18 protein-coding genes are annotated in these 16,861 nt (G+C 58.0%); 13 read left to right on the plus strand and 5 right to left on the minus strand.

Going from position 1 to position 16,861, the window contains the following annotated elements:
* Position 1 precedes the first annotated feature (1 nt).
* The 3 genes from DQN55_RS06885 to DQN55_RS06895 are packed head-to-tail and all read left to right on the plus strand — an operon-like array spanning position 2 to position 2,045.
* The gene (locus DQN55_RS06885; RefSeq protein WP_048382373.1) at positions 2–1,171 is read left to right on the plus strand and encodes a hypothetical protein; all 1,170 of its coding nucleotides are present in this window, start codon (positions 2–4) and stop codon (positions 1,169–1,171) included.
* A gap of 11 nt (positions 1,172–1,182) precedes the next feature.
* Entirely contained in the window at positions 1,183–1,527 is a 345-nt protein-coding gene (locus tag DQN55_RS06890) for a hypothetical protein (RefSeq protein ID WP_048382374.1), read from the plus strand.
* Positions 1,524–2,045, plus strand: a complete 522-nt coding sequence (locus tag DQN55_RS06895) for a pyridoxamine 5'-phosphate oxidase family protein (protein ID WP_048382375.1) — start codon at positions 1,524–1,526, stop codon at positions 2,043–2,045. Before DQN55_RS06890 ends, DQN55_RS06895 begins: the two co-directional genes overlap by 4 nt.
* 98 nt (positions 2,046–2,143) lie before the next feature.
* Here DQN55_RS06895 and map read toward each other — a convergent pair whose 3' ends face one another.
* Together map and DQN55_RS06905 are read right to left on the minus strand one after the other, a co-directional pair.
* Positions 2,144–2,935, minus strand: a complete 792-nt coding sequence (gene map / locus DQN55_RS06900; RefSeq protein WP_048382376.1) for a type I methionyl aminopeptidase — start codon at positions 2,933–2,935, stop codon at positions 2,144–2,146.
* Complete coding sequence (locus tag DQN55_RS06905; protein WP_048382377.1) at positions 2,932–3,192, minus strand: ParD-like family protein; 261 nt, start codon at positions 3,190–3,192, stop codon at positions 2,932–2,934. The genes map and DQN55_RS06905 overlap by 4 nt, the downstream gene beginning before the upstream one ends.
* A gap of 253 nt (positions 3,193–3,445) precedes the next feature.
* Between DQN55_RS06905 and DQN55_RS06910 the strand changes: the two genes are divergently transcribed.
* Positions 3,446–3,724 (plus strand): hypothetical protein, encoded by a 279-nt coding sequence (locus DQN55_RS06910; protein ID WP_126514204.1) that lies wholly within the window; start codon positions 3,446–3,448, stop codon positions 3,722–3,724.
* Between the two features lie 60 nt (positions 3,725–3,784).
* Here DQN55_RS06910 and poxB read toward each other — a convergent pair whose 3' ends face one another.
* Entirely contained in the window at positions 3,785–5,506 is a 1,722-nt protein-coding gene (poxB, locus tag DQN55_RS06915; RefSeq protein ID WP_048382379.1) for a ubiquinone-dependent pyruvate dehydrogenase, read from the minus strand.
* 550 nt (positions 5,507–6,056) lie between these two features.
* Between poxB and DQN55_RS06920 the strand changes: the two genes are divergently transcribed.
* Positions 6,057–7,436 (plus strand): glutamine synthetase family protein, encoded by a 1,380-nt coding sequence (locus tag DQN55_RS06920; protein ID WP_048382380.1) that lies wholly within the window; start codon positions 6,057–6,059, stop codon positions 7,434–7,436.
* A 210-nt stretch (positions 7,437–7,646) separates the two neighbouring features.
* Positions 7,647–8,294 (plus strand): class I SAM-dependent methyltransferase, encoded by a 648-nt coding sequence (locus tag DQN55_RS06925; RefSeq protein WP_048382381.1) that lies wholly within the window; start codon positions 7,647–7,649, stop codon positions 8,292–8,294.
* Here the strand turns inward: DQN55_RS06925 and ampC are convergent.
* Complete coding sequence (gene ampC, locus DQN55_RS06930; protein ID WP_048382382.1) at positions 8,291–9,451, minus strand: class C beta-lactamase; 1,161 nt, start codon at positions 9,449–9,451, stop codon at positions 8,291–8,293. The two genes, DQN55_RS06925 and ampC, sit on opposite strands and share 4 nt — an antisense overlap.
* A gap of 255 nt (positions 9,452–9,706) precedes the next feature.
* On the opposite strand from ampC, the gene rnd reads away from it, so the two are divergent.
* The 3 genes from rnd to DQN55_RS06945 all read left to right on the plus strand — a co-directional run bounded on the left by rnd (position 9,707) and on the right by DQN55_RS06945 (position 12,187).
* Positions 9,707–10,840, plus strand: coding sequence for a ribonuclease D (gene rnd / locus DQN55_RS06935; protein WP_048382383.1), 1,134 nt, complete (start codon positions 9,707–9,709; stop codon positions 10,838–10,840).
* On the plus strand, positions 10,837–11,130 hold the full coding sequence (locus DQN55_RS06940) for a YcgL domain-containing protein (protein ID WP_048382384.1): 294 nt from the start codon (positions 10,837–10,839) through the stop codon (positions 11,128–11,130). Before rnd ends, DQN55_RS06940 begins: the two co-directional genes overlap by 4 nt.
* A gap of 124 nt (positions 11,131–11,254) precedes the next feature.
* Positions 11,255–12,187 (plus strand): D-2-hydroxyacid dehydrogenase, encoded by a 933-nt coding sequence (locus DQN55_RS06945; RefSeq protein WP_048382385.1) that lies wholly within the window; start codon positions 11,255–11,257, stop codon positions 12,185–12,187.
* Positions 12,188–12,410: 223 nt separating this feature from the next.
* Here DQN55_RS06945 and DQN55_RS06950 read toward each other — a convergent pair whose 3' ends face one another.
* Positions 12,411–13,004, minus strand: a complete 594-nt coding sequence (locus DQN55_RS06950; RefSeq protein WP_048382386.1) for a nitroreductase family protein — start codon at positions 13,002–13,004, stop codon at positions 12,411–12,413.
* 167 nt (positions 13,005–13,171) lie between these two features.
* On the opposite strand from DQN55_RS06950, the gene DQN55_RS06955 reads away from it, so the two are divergent.
* From DQN55_RS06955 to kdpA, 4 genes are all read left to right on the plus strand, one after another.
* Positions 13,172–13,621, plus strand: a complete 450-nt coding sequence (locus tag DQN55_RS06955) for a YcgN family cysteine cluster protein (RefSeq protein ID WP_048382387.1) — start codon at positions 13,172–13,174, stop codon at positions 13,619–13,621.
* A gap of 28 nt (positions 13,622–13,649) precedes the next feature.
* Positions 13,650–14,894 carry a hypothetical protein gene (locus DQN55_RS06960; protein WP_048382388.1) on the plus strand — a complete coding sequence of 415 codons (1,245 nt, stop codon included), beginning with the start codon at positions 13,650–13,652 and terminating at the stop codon, positions 14,892–14,894.
* Positions 14,895–15,062: 168 nt separating this feature from the next.
* Positions 15,063–15,152, plus strand: a complete 90-nt coding sequence (gene kdpF, locus DQN55_RS06965; protein WP_048382389.1) for a K(+)-transporting ATPase subunit F — start codon at positions 15,063–15,065, stop codon at positions 15,150–15,152.
* Positions 15,153–15,160: 8 nt separating this feature from the next.
* Complete coding sequence (gene kdpA / locus DQN55_RS06970) at positions 15,161–16,855, plus strand: potassium-transporting ATPase subunit KdpA (RefSeq protein ID WP_048382390.1); 1,695 nt, start codon at positions 15,161–15,163, stop codon at positions 16,853–16,855.
* Positions 16,856–16,861 lie beyond the last annotated feature (6 nt).

Raw genomic sequence — 16,861 nt, forward strand, 5'->3', positions numbered from 1 at the left:
AATGGACGCCGTCGCTCATTCCTTTAAAAAAGGTCGTGGAAGTGATTTAACCTCTGCCGTTTCTTGCCTGGCTGCTTATGTTGATCGACATGAGTGGGACGGTTTGATAAACGATGAGAATTTTTATAATTCATATGACTGGCTTGCAAGCCTGGAGCATGCGCAGGGCCCCGCCGATATTTTGAAAGTCTACGGGGCCTCCGGGCTCTTGGCTGGTTGCCCGCTCTGGACTGGAGACGCAGGGACCACACTGTTCACTCCTCAAGCTCTGTTCCCCAATATGTCGGAACAGTGGGGGAACAAGTATCTCTGGGGGGGAGCCCGTCGCAGTACCCATAATGAGCTTGTCTGTACCCAGGGTGCCAGCCGCCAGGAGGCGCTTCGCCAAGTGTTTTACTCTGGCTGTACGTATGCGAGCGAGCACAACTTTTCTGGATTTCTGATCCCGTACATGCCTCTGCGTCGAGCATTGGAAATTGTCGACTGTACGCCTGAAGCTCATGTCCTCCTGCATGCAGCAGAAGCCGTGATGCCTGTACCCGCAGGAGGATTAACGGAGATGCTCGACTCCTGGCGGTCTCATGATCGTGTACGAAGCAAGGCAGAAATTGCGGCATTTGAAAAATATGAAAACAAGGTGCGGTGGCTTCCGCTGACGAGTGATTTAGATGACCGTGTGGCGACGCTCATTACCAATAATCGAAACAAGTATGGATCGGCTCAAGATAAACAGTGGATGATTGAAAACTTAAGGGGGCAAAGAAAGTCCGGCGTCATTCACAGTGCCATTGCTGTGCTTGCCGAACGGGGGGATCAAGTGAGTGCTGTAACGGTCTTTTATAAATTTGGCGAATCCCTGCACGCACGATACTTTGGGTCCGATTACACGTTGGCTGACAACGACTACCGCTATTTTGTACTCACCTATTATCTTTCTCTGGATTACGCGGCATTTCACGGGCTGAAAAAGTGCTGCCTCTCCACTTCTGCATTAGAGGCCAAAGCCAAGCGTGGAAGTTTGATTGAACCTTTGGCGGCGGTGGTGATTTCTGGTGAAGATACGTTTAATCGAGATGCTGTGCGCCAGCATAATTACCGCTTTGCCCAAGACTATAAAACGCGATTCAAATCGAGTTTAAGCGCGGACTGGCGTCTTTTAACGCATTTGTAAAGGAGATTCATATGTTGCACCTCATCTATTTGCTTCGTCCTAGTGCAAAAGCCAGATCCCGACATGCCGAGTTTTGGGAGTGGGTTCGGGAGCGGGAAGCTTGGTTTTATGATGGCCTGGACATGGCGTCTAATCCCCGGTGGTATGTGCAAACCATTGCCCCCCATGTTCATTCCGTTGAACACTGGATATCGTTTGCTGATGAAGCAGCATGGGGGGCTTATCGTAAAGCTGTTTCGGCACGCTCCCATATCGAAAGCTGGGAAAAGAAACGGGTTGAGCAAGATGAGTGGTGGGAAATTCTGGACGCCCGTTTAGTGAACGATGCTCCCGTTCCAAGAAGGAACACCCCATGACACTTTCCTTGGAAGAGAGATGCCTAAGACTGTTGAATACCACTCGCTTTGTCACATTGGCGACGGTGTCGGCAGACGGTGAGGCGTGGGCATCCACCGTCAACTATGTTTATCGAAGTGAAACGCAAACACTGTTGTGGTACTCGATGTCGGATGCCCGGCACTCACGTAACATTGAACAAGTATCAGTGCTCTCAGGCTCTTTATTCAGGACGGATTTAGGTGCTGAGGCCCCGCCGGTCGGGCTTGATGGCATACAGTTCTGCGGCACTGCTCGTTCAGTACCGGACGACGAGGTTCAATCGGCTCACGAAAGCTATTACCGGATAAATTTCCCCGATGAGCGTATCAGGGCGCAATGGGTGCTTCCGCTCGCTGAATTCAAGCAATCAGAAAAGCGCAGTTTTTACGAACTGACGATTGAGCAGCTTTGGCTATTGGATTTGGATCGCTGGTCTTATGATAAAAATGACCAGCGTATCGAGGTTGTGCTCCCGTTTGAGGGCGCTCGTTTGTGATCTGAATAAAATGGCAGGCTCCGGTTTTTCTTCGTTGGTCGTCATGCGCCAACATGCGTGACTCTGCGCCGATATTGTCCCGTGAGCCTACCCTCGAGTCAGGTAATTACCGGGTAGTCATCCACGCTGTCAGGCCATGGGCTCAGTACTTCAAAGCCGGTGTCCGTGACCGCCACCATGTGTTCCCACTGGGCTGACAATGACAAATCCTTGGTGACCACGGTCCACTGGTCGGCAAGGGTTTTTACATGACGCTTGCCGGCGTTGAGCATGGGTTCGATGGTGAAAATCATCCCGGTCTTGAGCTTCATGCCTTGGCCGGGGTAGCCGTAATGCAGGACTTGCGGCTCGTCGTGGTACACCTTGCCGATGCCGTGGCCGCAATATTCACGCACCACACTGAATCCCTGTTTCTCTGCCACCGATTGAATGGCATGCCCGATGTCGCCCAGTGTTGCGCCGGGTCGGACCACGCGGATGCCGGCGCACATGGCGTCGTAGGTGGTCTTGACCAGATGCCGGGCTTGCGGATCGGGCTCCCCCACGAAGTACATGCGGCTGGTATCGCCGTACCATCCATCCTTGATCACGGCGATATCGATATTCACGATATCGCCATCATTCAGCACGCGATTCGACGGAATGCCGTGGCACACCACCTCGTTGACCGACGCACAAACGGTTTTCGGAAAGCCGTGATAGCCCACATTGCCGGGGATGGCCTTCTGTACATTCACGATGTAGTCATGGCAGATCTGATCCAGCTGGTCGGTGGTCACACCTGCCTTCACGTGTTGGCCGATCATGGCCAGGACCTCGGCAGCCAATTTGCCCGCCACTTTGGATTGGGCGATTTGCGCCGGGCTATTGAGGGTGACGTTGGCTCTCATTGTTTGGCTCCGCTAGGGTTTTGGACGTTTTGGGCAACCTCGACCAGCTCGCACAGCTGCTTCAAATCGAGGTCGCCTGCCAGCTCCGCTCGTACCAGCAAGCGGCAGATCTGATTGTGATCAAGGTTGGGGTGCAGTTCGGTCAACATACCGATCCGTATCCAGTGCTCGGCCTGCGCGTTGATCGAGCGGCTCAGTGCGTTGCTGGCGACCCGCAGGTTTTCATGCAGGTGGTCTGAGATTTTCACGATGCCCATTGAATGACTCAATATGAAATGTATATGAAACGTATACTATTCGATTGAGAGGCGCGTTCGCAAACTCAACGGCATCCCCATCGCAAAGAGATGTTTTTTACACTTCACGCAACAATCCGCTGTGTTTAAGGTCTAGGTTCTTTGTTTCCGGGCAATGAGCCTTTATTTAGACGATCAGGGGGATGTAAGTGATATCGCGCAGAACGTTATTTTTATCAGTCTTGGCCTTGACCCGTGTCGGCGGTGCAGAGCCATGAATCAGCGAATGTCATGGCGGGTTTCCAGCGTTGCTGCATGCAGTCTGCTCAGTACGTCGCCGGTCTGGGCGGCAGAGGACAGCGGTACGCTGATCGGGCAGGCGGGGCTCTGGCTTGGGTTGCAGTTCAACGCCATGCCTTACGTATTCTGGTCGGCGGGCGTGCTCCTGCTGATGGGCAGTCTCTGGGGAGGGGTGGTGGCTGTCCGGCGCCGACGTGCGCGCATTATCCTGGCGAAAAGAATCGCGTTGAACCGGCGTTTTCATTCACGCTGAGACCCGCAGAGGGCAAAGCCCTTGGGCTGGCGCCCGAGGGCTTATTTAGACGGGACGAGGTCAGCGCCACATATTGACCTTGGCCAGGTCAATTAACTCTCGCGCCCGGCCGTCCATTACGGTTTTGAGCATGAACAGGCTAAAACCCTTGGCTTGCTCAAATGTTTTGGTCGGCGGCATGACCAGTTCCTGGCGGGCGCTTACCACGTCGACCAATACCGGGCCGTTATGGCTGAAGGCCTCGCGCAGGGCTGTTTCCAATTCTTCCGGATGTTCCACGCGAATTCCCCTGACACCCATGGCTTCGGCCATTGCCGCGAAGTTGGGGTTTTTCAGGTTACAGCCCACATCGGGGAATCCGGCGGCTTTCATTTCCATTTCAACAAAACCCAGGGTGCCGTTGTTGAGCACAATGATTTTGATTGGTAGCCCCACCTGATTCAGCGTCAGGAAATCGCCCATCATCATGGTGAAGCCACCATCACCCGACATGGAAATTACCTGTCTGTCAGGAAAAGCGGCTTGCGCGCCAATCGCTTGCAACATGGCGTTGGCCATTGACCCATGATTGAACGAACCCACCAATCGCCGCTTGCCATTCATCTTCAGGTAGCGTGCAGCCCAAGCAGTAGGGGTGCCGACATCGCAGGTGAAAATGGCATCGTCTTCAGCCAGTTCACTGACCAGTCGATTAAGGTACTGCGGGTGAATGATCGAGCTGTTCGGGCTGCTCTCAGCCAGTGCATCGAGGTCTTCGCGGGCTTTTTTGTAATCCTTGAGCGCGGCGTCCAGATGGCCGCGGTCAGGATTTTTCAGCACATGGGGCAGAACAGCCAGCAGCGTTTGCTTTACATCGCCCACTAACCCCAGTTCCAGAGGGCAGCGATTGCCCAGCGCTTGCACACGCAAATCGACTTGCGCGATATGGCCGTGCTCGGGGTAAAACTGGCGATAAGGGAAGTTGGTACCGAGCATCAACAAGGTGTCGCAATTCATCATCGCCTTATAGCCGGAAGCAAAGCCAATCAGTCCGGTCATGCCAACATCGTAAGGGTTGTCATACTCGACGTGCTCCTTGCCGCGCAGCGCATGCACGATGGGCGCTTGCAGGCGTTCTGCCAGCGCCAGGATTTCGTCGTGGGCTCCCGCGCAGCCAGCGCCACACAGCAACGTGACTTTTTTGCCATCATTGAGAAACGACGCCAGGTGGCGGATATCAGTGTCGTCAGGTCGTATGAGTGGCAGTGTGGGTTTAAGCCAGTTAGGTACCTTGGTTTCGCAGGCTTGCAGGGCTACATCTCCCGGAATTACCACCACTGCAACCCCGCGCAGGGCGATGGCAGTCCGCATGGCCCGCTCGAGGATTTGCGGTAACTGCTCGGCTCGAGACACCAGTTCAACGTAGTGGCTGCATTCTCTAAACAGGCTCTCAGGGTGAGTTGCCTGAAAATAATCAATCCCGATTTCGCTGCCGGGAATATGTGCCGCCAGGGCCAGAACCGGTACTCCGCTGCGATGGGCGTCGAACAAACCATTGATCAGATGCAAGTTGCCGGGACCGCAACTTCCGGCACAAACCGCGAGTTCACCGGTCAAGTGTGCTTCGGCCCCGGCTGCAAAGGCGGCAGATTCTTCATTACGCGTATGAACCCACTGGATTTGTTCCTGACGGCGCAGCGAGTCAGTAAAACCGTTCAAGGAGTCACCGACCACGCCATACACCCGCTTGACGCCGGCTTGCTGCAAAGTTTCGGTGATGAAATCGGCAACCGTTCTGGTCATGGGAGCTCCTTAGAGTCAAAAAAATGCTTCAGGTTCGCGATGCAAGCGATGCCCAGGAAGGATAGACACAGGATCCGACTTCACCGGTTTTAAATACGTTCAATGAATACGCGTTCATCTGCCCGAGGCAGGCCGAATCTCTACGTTTAAGGAGGAGCCCCCATAACGGGTATGAGCTTCAATGTTTAGTCGTGTGGCATCCAAAGGTCGAAAACTCTGCATTTAATGTGTCCGGTCGGTCGTGTGAGGCTGCCGGATCTTCGGTAACACGGTTGCGGGTCATGGGCGTTGGGCGAATGGGCATAATCGGTCGTCGGGACATGCAGGACACTCTGCTGTGTCTTGTACCCGATCGATTTTTTACCCAGCCTGCCTCCAGTCTGCACACGCTCCCTTCAAAACTGGCCTTTTGGGCCTTGTATCACTGTCGTCACGCCCGCCCGCCGGATTCTGGTCTGTTCCGTTAAGTCTTGATGGTCGATGCCCCTAAGGGGCTCGGCTGAATCGGCGCACCTGTGCGCCTGTCAGATACGAAATGACGAGTATTCCCATGAGTGCCACTTCTCCTTTTGCTGCGCCGCAAGAAGCCCTGGATTTTCTGCAACTGAACCCGGATATCGAGATGTTCGAGCTGTTCATCCTCGACAATAACGGCGTGCCCCGGGGCAAGTTGTTGCACCGTGATGAGTTGCTGGCGGTGTATGAGAGTGGACGGCCGTTACCGAGCACGATTCTGGGCTTGAGCATCCAGGGCGATGATGTCGAAAACACCGGACTGGTGTGGGACGTGGGCGATATAGACTGCCGGGCCTACCCGATCAGTGGCAGTTTGCAGCGCATACCGTGGCGCCTGATGCCAATGGCGGCGGTGCAGGTCAGCATGCACCCGCAGCAAGGCATGCCCGCCACCGTGGCCGACCCCCGACATTTGCTGGCCAAAGTGATTGATGAGCTCAAGGCGGACGGTTATTACCCGGTGATGGCGGCAGAGCTGGAGTTCTATTTGCTCGATCAGCAGCGCGATAGCAATGGCCGGCCGCAACCGGCCCGTGACGCCGATGGTCAGCGCCCGCGTGCCACCCAAGTGTATGGCCTGCGCGAACTGGAGCAGATCGAGCCATTTTTGGCGGACCTGTACAGCGCCTGCAAATTGCAGGGGATTCCGGCACGCACGGCGATTTCCGAGTACGCACCGGGGCAGGTGGAGATCACTTTGGAGCATCGCAGCGATGCTTTGCAGGCGATGGACGAAGCTGTGCGCTACAAGCGTCTGGTCAAGGGCGTGGCGCACAAGCACGGGATGGTGGCCTGTTTCATGGCCAAGCCGTTTGATGATCTGGCCGGTACCGGCATGCACATGCATGTGAGTCTGGCCGATCAGGACGGCAACAATCTGTTCGCCAGCGAGGCCCCGGACGGTACGCCCTTGCTCAGGCACGCGGTGGGCGGAATGCTCAGTACGTTGCTCGATTCGCTGTTGATGTTCTGCCCCAATGCCAACTCTTATCGTCGCTTTCAAAGCAACAGCTATGCGCCACTGGCGGCGACCTGGGGCGTGGACAACCGCACGGTGAGCTTGCGTGTGCCGGGTGGCCCGGCGTTCTCGCGACACATCGAACACCGTATTTGCGGTGCGGACGCCAATCCTTACCTAGCCGCGGCAGCCATTTTGGCCGGGATTCATCGCGGGATCCGCGAGCAGCTGGATCCGGGTGCTCCGGTTGAAGGCAACGGCTATGCCCAGACCAGCGAAAGATTGCCCACCGACTGGTTGACCACCCTGCGCGCGCTGCAAGGCTCAGCATGGGCCAAAGAAGCCTTCGGGCCGGAATTTTTGAAGGTTTACCTGGCGGTCAAAAACGAAGAATACCGCCAGTTCATGGGGGAAGTCGGGGAGCAGGATTGGCGCTGGTACCTGCAGCAGGCGTAAGGCGCAGCGCCACAGCGGAGCAAGGCCGCGTCCGTCAACGACATGCTCCGGCAAGCGCACAGCCGGACGCAGCCTTGATCGACTCATCAATGGCCAAGGGCAGGGGGGTATAAAAACGATGTGTACTTTTCATCCCTTTCTGACAATTTTTTCACTGGCGTGCCGTTAGTCTCTGTGCCGAAGATCATTAAACGCCAGAGTCCGCGGGCCATGTCATCGCAGCTACCGTCCACCACTGAGCTTGAATTCGCCGAGCGTTATGACCGTGAGCATGCGCGGGTCTGTCTACAAGTGCGCCCGCAAGGGTTTGCCCGGCGATTGGCCGTGTGGCGCGAAAAGTGTCTGGTTCGCCGTGCCCTCAAGGTAGCAGGGGAGCCGGGCCTGGTCCTGGATCTGGCCTGCGGCGCCGGGCGCTTCTGGCCCGTACTGGCTGAGCACGAAAATCGGGTGATTCTGGCCGCCGACCCCTCCCAGGGCATGCTCGATCATGCGCAGACCCATCATTCAGCCCACTTGCTGACGCGTATCAAGACATTCAAAAGCTCAGTGTTCTCTATCGACATGTCCGAGAACGCGGTGGACAGCATCTTTTGCATGCAGCTGTTCCATCATGTGCACGACAGCGCGCATCGACTGGCCATCTTGCGCGAGCTTCATCGAGTCAGCCGCGACACCTTGATCCTGTCCGTGTGCGTGGGCCGTTCGGCGACTCACCTCGATGGCACTCAGCGGGTGGTGGTGAATAAAATCGAACTCGAAACGCAGTTCATGCAAGCGGGTTTCAGCCCTCTCAAACAGTACGATGTGCTGCCCGGTTGTGAGCGGGGCAGCATTTATATCGTGCGCAAGGGCACCTAGTTCAGCGCATTGAAAATGGCATGGGCCAGTTCGACACGGGCAGCATTGGGGTAGTTCTTGTTAGCCAGGATCACCACTGCCTGACGGTGCTCGGGGACGAACACAACGTACGCGCCAAAGCCATTGGTTGAACCGGTCTTGTTGATCCACACCGCTTGTTGTGGGGGCAGCGGCGGGTCGAGGGCGATGGCACGGTTGTTCTCGTAAGCCATCGTGTTGGAATTGCCTTCCTCCAGCGCCTTGAGCGTAGCCGGGTAAGGATACTGCTCCCAGATCAGGTCCTGAGTCATGGGCCCGACCTGGAAGTAACCTGTGCGCGTGTCTGCCATGGCCTGACGCAGCGGTTCGGCAACGTTGCCCAGGCCCATGTTCAATTCAGTGAAATGGAGCAGGTCGCGAGCGCTGGTTTTCACGGCATAGGCTTCGTTACCCAGCAAGCCTGCATTCAGCCGGACGGGCTGGTTCTTTTTGTCGTAGCCCTGGGCGTACAGCGCCATCTTGCTGGCAGGCACGTCGATGTAGCTGTTTTTCAGGCCCAATGCCGGGAACAGCTGCTGCTCCACCGCCTGGACATAGGGGAGCTGCATGCGGTTGGCGGTAATCATGCCGAGCAGGCCGATGCTGGGATTGGCGTAGCTTCTTTGTGAGCCGGCGGCATACGTCGGCTTCCATTCCTTGAAATAAGCCATCAGTTGACGCGGATTCTGCACGTTGTCGGGCAACTGCAATGGAAAGCCGCCGGCGGTATGGGTCGCCAGATGGATGAGCGGTACCTTGCCCAAGGGCGTGCCCTGGAGTTCAGGCAAGTACGTTTCGATGCTGTCGGTGAGCGAAAGCAGGCCCTGGCCCTGAGCCTGGGCGGCGAGGAGGGCGGTGAATACTTTGCTGACCGAGCCCACCTCGAACAGCGTGTCGGGCGTCACCCCGGCAGCGGTGTCCTTTGAGGCGACACCGAAGGAATAGAAGCGCGGTTTGCCTTCAACGCTGAGCGCAATCGCCAGGCCGGGAATGGCATATTCCTGCATGACCCGGGTAGCCGCCGTGTGTACCACGGCATCGATTCCGGGCTCTGTACTGGCTGCCTGAGCGAGGCTGGCAGAGGCACAGAGGCCGATCAGTGCAAGAGAGATCATGGGTAGTTTTCGCAGCACCTGCATTCGAGTGATCCTGTGTTTTATCAAGCTCAGCATTAACCGGGGCCTCAGGGAACGCTCCCGGACGGTTGACCGCCCAAGGGGGTATTTGAGCTGGAAGCGCTCGGCGGCTCCGGCAAGTTACATCGAAAAGCTGAATCTATATGTAGGTTGTAGACCGATTATTTGTAGGTTTTTTCGTGTGCAAGATTGAGAGTCAATGCTCGGAAATCCCTGACGGCGATATATACTGCGCGCCATTCTTCAAGGGAGAGCCGTGTGGCCATCGATATTCACTGGATTCGCGACAACGATAGCCTCAGCCAACATTGCCTTGAATGGCAACATTTGCCGTTCGTAGCTCTCGACACCGAGTTTATGCGGGTCGACACCTTTTATCCGATTGCCGGTCTGATTCAGATTGGCGATGGGACGCGAGCCTACCTGATTGACCCGTTGACAATCGATAACTGGCAGCCGCTTGCGGCGCTGCTGGAAAACCCGGCGGTGGTCAAGGTGCTGCATGCGTGCAGCGAAGACCTCGAGGTTTTGCTGCGCCTGACCGGCAGCCTGCCGGCGCCATTGTTCGATACCCAGTTGGCCGCGGCCTACCTGAACCTCGGCTTCTCCATGGGCTACTCGCGCCTGGTGAAAGAGGTGCTGGATATCGACCTGCCCAAGGGCGAGACCCGCTCCGACTGGCTGCAACGCCCTCTGTCAGAAACCCAGATCAGCTACGCGGCCGAAGATGCGCTGCATCTGGCCGAAGTCTATGTGTTGCTGCGTCCGCGCCTGTCGGATGAAAAATACGGCTGGGTATTGGAGGATGGTGCCGAACTGGTGGCCAATCTTCGCCGTGAAGTGGACCCCTTCGAGGTGTATCGCGAAGCCAAGCTGGCCTGGAAACTCTCCCGGGACCAACTTGCTGTCCTGCGTGAAATCTGCGCCTGGCGCGAGCAGGAAGCCCGGGCACGCGACTTGCCGCGCAACCGCGTCATACGTGAGCAGGCGCTTTGGTTGTTGGCCAAGACTCAGCCGGACAATCTGGTTTCGCTGGCGCGCATTGAAGACATGCACCCGCGTACCGTGCGTCAGGACGGCGAGTTTCTGCTTGATCTGATCAAGCGTGCCGGTAGCCTGCCTCCAGAGCAATGGCCGCCAGCCGTGCCTGAGCCGCTACCGGTCGAGGCCACGCTATTGATCAAGCGCCTGCGTGCCATCGGGCAGGCACAGGCTGAACGATTGAGCATCGCTCCCGAGCTGATGCTGCGCAAGAAAACCCTGGAAGCCCTGCTTAAAAGTGGCTTCCCCAATGGCCCTTACCAATTACCGGAATCATTGCGCGGTTGGCGCCGTGAGCTGATGGGCCAGGCCTTGCTCGATTGCCTGGCCACCGCTGGAGAACCGTCTTGAAACGCATTTGTTCGATCTACCGCAGTACCAAGCGAGATGGCATGTACCTGTACGTGCTCAAGGCCGATGCCCTGGAGCGCGTTCCGGAAACCCTGATGCTGGCGTTTGGCAAGCCGGTGCATGCGTTTGACCTGGTGCTTTCGCCAGAGCGCAAGCTGTCCCGTGAAGACATTACCCAGGTGCTGGACAACCTGGAGGCCCAGGGCTATCACTTGCAAATGCCGCCAGCCGAAGACGAATACATCGAGCACTTGCCCGAAGAGCTGTTGCGCCGCAACGACCCGATGTAAACGCAACGCCAGGTGCCCGGTTCCGGGCACCTGTCTGAACCGACTCATTTGATTTGACGGTGGCCGAACGCAACGAGGTGAACCTCGGCGGCGGACGCTGGCAGTGTTTAAAAAGGCTACAAGCATGCGCGTCCTGATTGCCGAGCACGACTACTCGCTGTACACCCGACTCCTGCAACAAGCAGCGCCCGATCTGGAGATACAGTCCAGCGGCGACTCCGAGCAACTGTCGCGCATGGCTGCCGAATGCCCTGTGTGGCTGGGGCAGCCCGACTTGTTGGCCACCCTGCTGCGCCAGGGGCACAAGCCGCAGTGGCTGCAATCCACCTGGGCGGGTATTACACCGTTATTGGCGCAGGGTTTGCCGCGCACGTATCGATTGACCCGTGCCGTGGGGATCTTTGGCCAGGTGATGGCTGAATATGTGCTGACCTACATGCTCGGCCACGAGCGTGAAGTCATGGCGCGGCTGGTCAGCCAGGTCGAGCGCAAGTGGGACGAGCGCAAAGGCCAGAGCCTGGTCGGGCGTAAGGTGCTGATCGTCGGTGCCGGGGATATCGGTCAGACCGTGGCGCAGTTTCTGCAGCCGTTTGGCGTCGAGTTGTATGCCATTGCCAATACGGCGCGCGAACAGGCACCGTTTAAAGAAGTGGCGACCTTGAGCGATTTGCCGCGTCTGGTCGGGCAGATGGATTACGTCATCAACCTGCTGCCCAACACCGCGGACACCCACGATATATACGATGCGCCGCTGTTTGCGCAGTTCAAGCCCGAAGGTGTGTTTATCAACGTCGGCCGTGGTGTGGCGGTGGTGGATGCCGATCTGGTCGAAGCCTTGCGCCAGGGGCATCTTGCGGCCGCGATCATTGACGTTTGCCGTCAGGAACCGTTGCCTTCCAAACACCCGTTCTGGACGGCCTGGGGATTGTTGTTGACCGGCCACAGTTCTGCTCCGACATCCCCGCCCATGATGGTGCAACTGTTTGTCGACAACCTGCGGGCCTACCAGACCGAACAGGCCATGCGCGGCGAAGTGGACTTCGAACGCGGGTATTAACCGTCGCGTCACGCACCGCAACCAGCGAACTCACGGCGGCGCTGCCGCCGATTAAAGGGCTTGTGCCGAGCGCTACTTGTGTAGCAGTTGCCGAAGGCTACGTCCGATTGCGAAGCGATCGCAGAGCCAGAGCACGCGGTTCATCTGAACGCCTGCAACCAGTGAATTCACGACGGCGCTGCCGCCGGTCGAAGCCTGCGGCAGCGGCTGCAGGGCATGTGGGTTACAGGCTGAAATCACCTTCAGCCACCAGCTTGCTCAATGGCTCGCGCTGGCTTGGGACTTCTTTGGCTTGCAGGTAATCCACCAGGCTTGCCTTGTCACCCAGCTTGCCGATGGCAACCATGGCTTGAACCGCATAACCCTCGGGGATTTTCAGTTCTTGGTGGGCGCGTTCGTAATCCAGGCCGCTCATGCCATGCGTGTGCCAGCCGCTCAGTTGCGCTTGCAGTGCCAGATGGCCCCAGGCTGCGCCTGTGTCGAAAGCGTTGGTGGGGGACGGTTTTTGCTCGGTCGTGCCCGGCGAGGCGTAGGTGGTTTTCGAGACAATCACCACCAGTGCCGCAGCATGCTGGGCCCAGCCCTGGTTGAACGGCACCAGCAGGCTCAGGTAACGGTCAAAGTCGGGTGTGCCACGCAGGGCGAACAGGAAGCGCCACGGCTGCGAGTTGTAAGCCGATGGGGCCCAGCGAGCGGCTTCGAAAAAGCTCATCAGTGTCGGCTTGTCGATGGTAGCGTCGGTGAAGGCGCGAGGCGACCAGCGCTGGGTGAATTGCTCATGAATCGTGTGATCGGCAATGCGGGGATTCGCAGACATTCGAGTTTCCTGAATTTGAATTTAACGGTCCATTCCGGCTGTCAAACTACTGTTAAGCCCCCAACGTGACAAGTCTTGTTGCACCGTCAGTCACAAGCGCTTGGCCCACAGGGCCCGGGGTACTAGACTGGCGGCCTTTTCCACTCCCTGATGTTGACGTTTGAGCCATGGCCGCAAAAGTTGAACCGTTCTGGATCCGCAAAACCCTCGATCAACTCGATCAAGAGGAATGGGAGTCGCTGTGCGACGGCTGCGGGCTGTGCTGCTTGCAAAAGCTCGAGGATGAAGACGATAACAGCGTCTACTACACGCGCATTGCCTGCAAATTGCTCGACCTCAAAACCTGCCAGTGCACCGATTATCCGAATCGTCGGGACTCAGTGCCTGACTGCATTCAGCTCTCGCCGGGCAAGGCCGAATCGTTCAAGTGGTTGCCACCGACCTGTGGCTACCGCCTGGTCAGCGAGCGCAAGGATTTGCCGTTGTGGCATCACCTGGTCTGCGGTGATCCGGACGCTGTGCACCATGAGCGCATCTCACAGTCAGGCCGTATGCTCGCCGAAGGCAGCGTGCCGGAAGAAGACTGGGAAGATCATCTGATTTTCCGCGCCGGCTAAAGGCCGAAGCGGTTTCCAAGGAGTGCGTATGCCGCTGCGTTACATATTGCCCAAGGAGATGGGCGCGGGTCTGCTGCTATTGATGCTCTGCAGCCCGCTTTGGGCCGCCAAAAAAGTTGATCTGGACTACCACGTTCGACTGTTGCCGCAAAGCAACCAGGCTGAGGTGCGCTTGACCCTGGCCGAAGGCTCGGCCGTGCGCAGCCTGGATTTCGATCTGGGCGTGCCGGGCAGTTACAGCGATTTCAAGGCCGATGGCACGTGGCAACTCACCCCCGACCCGACCCACAGCCGGGGCCTTTGGCACCCGGCACCGGGCAAGGCCCACCTGAGTTATCGCGTGCACTTGAACCCGCCGCGTAAAAAAAACGGCCCTGAAACGCTGATCACCCCTCACTGGGCCTTGCTGCGCGGTGAGAACCTGGTGCCTGCGGCCAGCCTCGATCAGCAGGACGGCACCGAGTTGGTGGCGCGCCTTGCATTTGAGCTGCCGACCGGCTGGAAAAGCGTTGAAACAGCCTGGCCACGTATCGGAAAAAACCGCTTCCGGATCGATGATGCCGCGCGCCTGTTTGATCGGCCCACCGGCTGGGTGCTTGCGGGGAATCTGGGCAGCCGCCGAACGACACTGGGTGAAACTGACGTCACCGTGTCCGCGCCGCAGGGGGAGGGGATGCGGCGCATGGATGTGCTGACACTGCTGACCTTCGTCTGGCCGCAGGTGCAAGCGGTGTTCCCGCGTAACCCGGCAAAACTGCTGATCGTGGGGGCGGGGAATCCCATGTGGAAAGGCAGCGTCGCCACGCGCAACTCGATCTATGTTCACAGTGCCTTGCCGCTGGTGAGCGAGTCCGGTACCAGCCCGTTGTTGCGTGAACTGGTGCAGGTGTTCAGCGGCATCAATGAAGCCCCCGGTGACGACTGGATCACAGAAGGGATCAGCGAATACTACGCCATCGAACTCATGCGCCGTGCCGGCGGCATGAGCGACGAGCGCTATCAAACCCTTCAGCACAAGCTCAGTGCCGCCGGCAAAGGCGTCACCCGTTTGCGTGGCCCGCATGCCAGCCAGGCCATGGTGGCGCGGGCTGTCACATTGCTTCAGGCCCTCGATCGCGAAATTCGCCTGCAGACCCACAACAAGCGCTCGCTGGACGATGTCAGCCAGGCGCTGATGCGACTCGACAAGGTCGACACCCCGACCTTTATCCAGCTCAGTGAGAGCGTACTGGGCGGCTCTTCGGACGTCCTGGACAGCCCGCTGTTGCGCTGACGCCTCACAGCGTGCCCGCGTCGTTCTGAACGTGAGCACGCTCGCGCCCGCTGGCGCATTGTTTACAGCTTCTTTACGCCCCTGCCTCTGTCTCGATCTCGATCCTTTACGCCTGTGTTGCGCACACTCTCCCCACACGCGGCAATTGCCGTTTTGCGGAGAGTTTGCATGGGCGTTCTGGATGGGGTGTCGCTGCTGTTGGCCATAGGGCTGTTCATTTATCTGCTGGTTGCGCTGTTGCGCGCAGATCGGAACTAGGAGCCGCTATGCACAGTTATGATTATGGCTTGATCCTGGCTTTCCTGGTGTTGGTGCTGCTGCCGGCTCCGTGGCTGGGGCGTTTTTACTACAACGTCATGGAGGGCCGGCGCACCTGGCTGACGCCGTTACTGGGCCCGGTCGAAAAAGTCTGTTACCGGGTGGCCGGGGTCGACCCGAACACCGAGCAAAGCTGGCAGAAGTACGCCCTGGCCCTGTTGGCCTTTAATCTGGCGGGCTTTGTGCTGTTGTTCTCGATCCTGTTGTTTCAGCAGTACCTGCCGCTCAACCCTCAGCAGTTGCCGGGTCAGGAGTGGACGCAAGCATTCAACACGGCCGTGAGTTTTGTCACCAACACCAACTGGCAAAGCTACAGCGGCGAAGCAAGCCTTAGCTATTTCAGCCAAATGGCCGGCTTGACCGTGCAGAACTTTGTCAGCGCCGCCACGGGCCTGGCAGTGCTGGTTGCACTGTGCCGTGGTATCAGCCGGCGTTCGGCCCTCACGCTGGGCAATTTCTGGGTCGACATGACCCGTGCCACCCTCTATGGCCTGCTGCCCTTGTGCCTGGTTCTGGCGCTGTTGCTGGTGTGGCAGGGCGTGCCACAAACCTTTGTTCACTACGTACAGGCCGTCACTCTGCAAGGCGCAGAGCAGGTGATCCCGCTTGGCCCGGCGGCCAGCCAGATTGCCATCAAGCAATTGGGCACCAACGGCGGGGGCTTTTTCGGGGTGAACTCAGCGCATCCGTTCGAGAACCCCACGGCCTGGAGCAACCTGTTCGAGATGGCGTCGATCATCATGATCCCGGCGGCGCTGGTGTTTACCTTCGGCCATTACGTCAAGGATCTGCGGCAGAGCAGGGCGATCATCGCCTGCATGCTGCTGCTGTTTTCAATCGGCGGTGCCTGCGCGTTGTATGCCGAACATCAACCCAATCCGGCGCTGAGCAGTTCGCTGGTTGAACATTCGGCACCCCTGGAAGGCAAGGAAGTGCGCTTTGGTACCACTGGCACAGTACTGTGGACCGAAACCACTACCGCGGCTTCCAACGGCTCGGTGAATGGCATGCACGACAGCCTCAATCCGCTGACCGGCATGGTGGCGCTGGTCAATATGATGGTCGGCGAGGTGATCTTCGGCGGTGTCGGAGCCGGGCTTTACGGAATGCTGCTCAACGTCCTGATCGCGGTGTTCCTCGCGGGCCTGATGATCGGTCGAACCCCCGAATACCTGGGTAAAAAACTGCAAGCCCCGGAGGTCCGGTTATTGGTGGTGACCTTGCTGGTGATGCCGGTGGGGGTATTGGTACTGAGCTCAATTGCCGCCAGTGTGCCGAGTGCCGTGGCTTCAGTAAGCAATCCTGGCAGCCATGGTTTCAGCCAGTTGCTGTATGCCTTCACCTCGGCCGGAGCCAACAACGGATCGGCATTCGCTGGCCTGAATGCCAACACACCGTTTTACAACCTGATGCTGGGCCTGGGCATGTTGATCGGCCGTTTCGGCTACATCTTGCCGGTCCTGGCGCTCGCGGGCAGCCTGGCGCTGAAAAAATCGGCGCCCAGCGGTCAAGACAGTTTCCCGACCCACGGGCCGCTGTTCGTTGCCCTGTTGACCATGACCTTATTGCTGGTAGGCGGCCTGACCTTTTTGCCGACCCTGGCCTTGGGGCCAATCGCTGAACACCTGACCCCGGGTTTCTGAGGAGAC

The organism is Pseudomonas taetrolens, assembly GCF_900475285.1.
GTDB lineage: Bacteria > Pseudomonadota > Gammaproteobacteria > Pseudomonadales > Pseudomonadaceae > Aquipseudomonas > Aquipseudomonas taetrolens.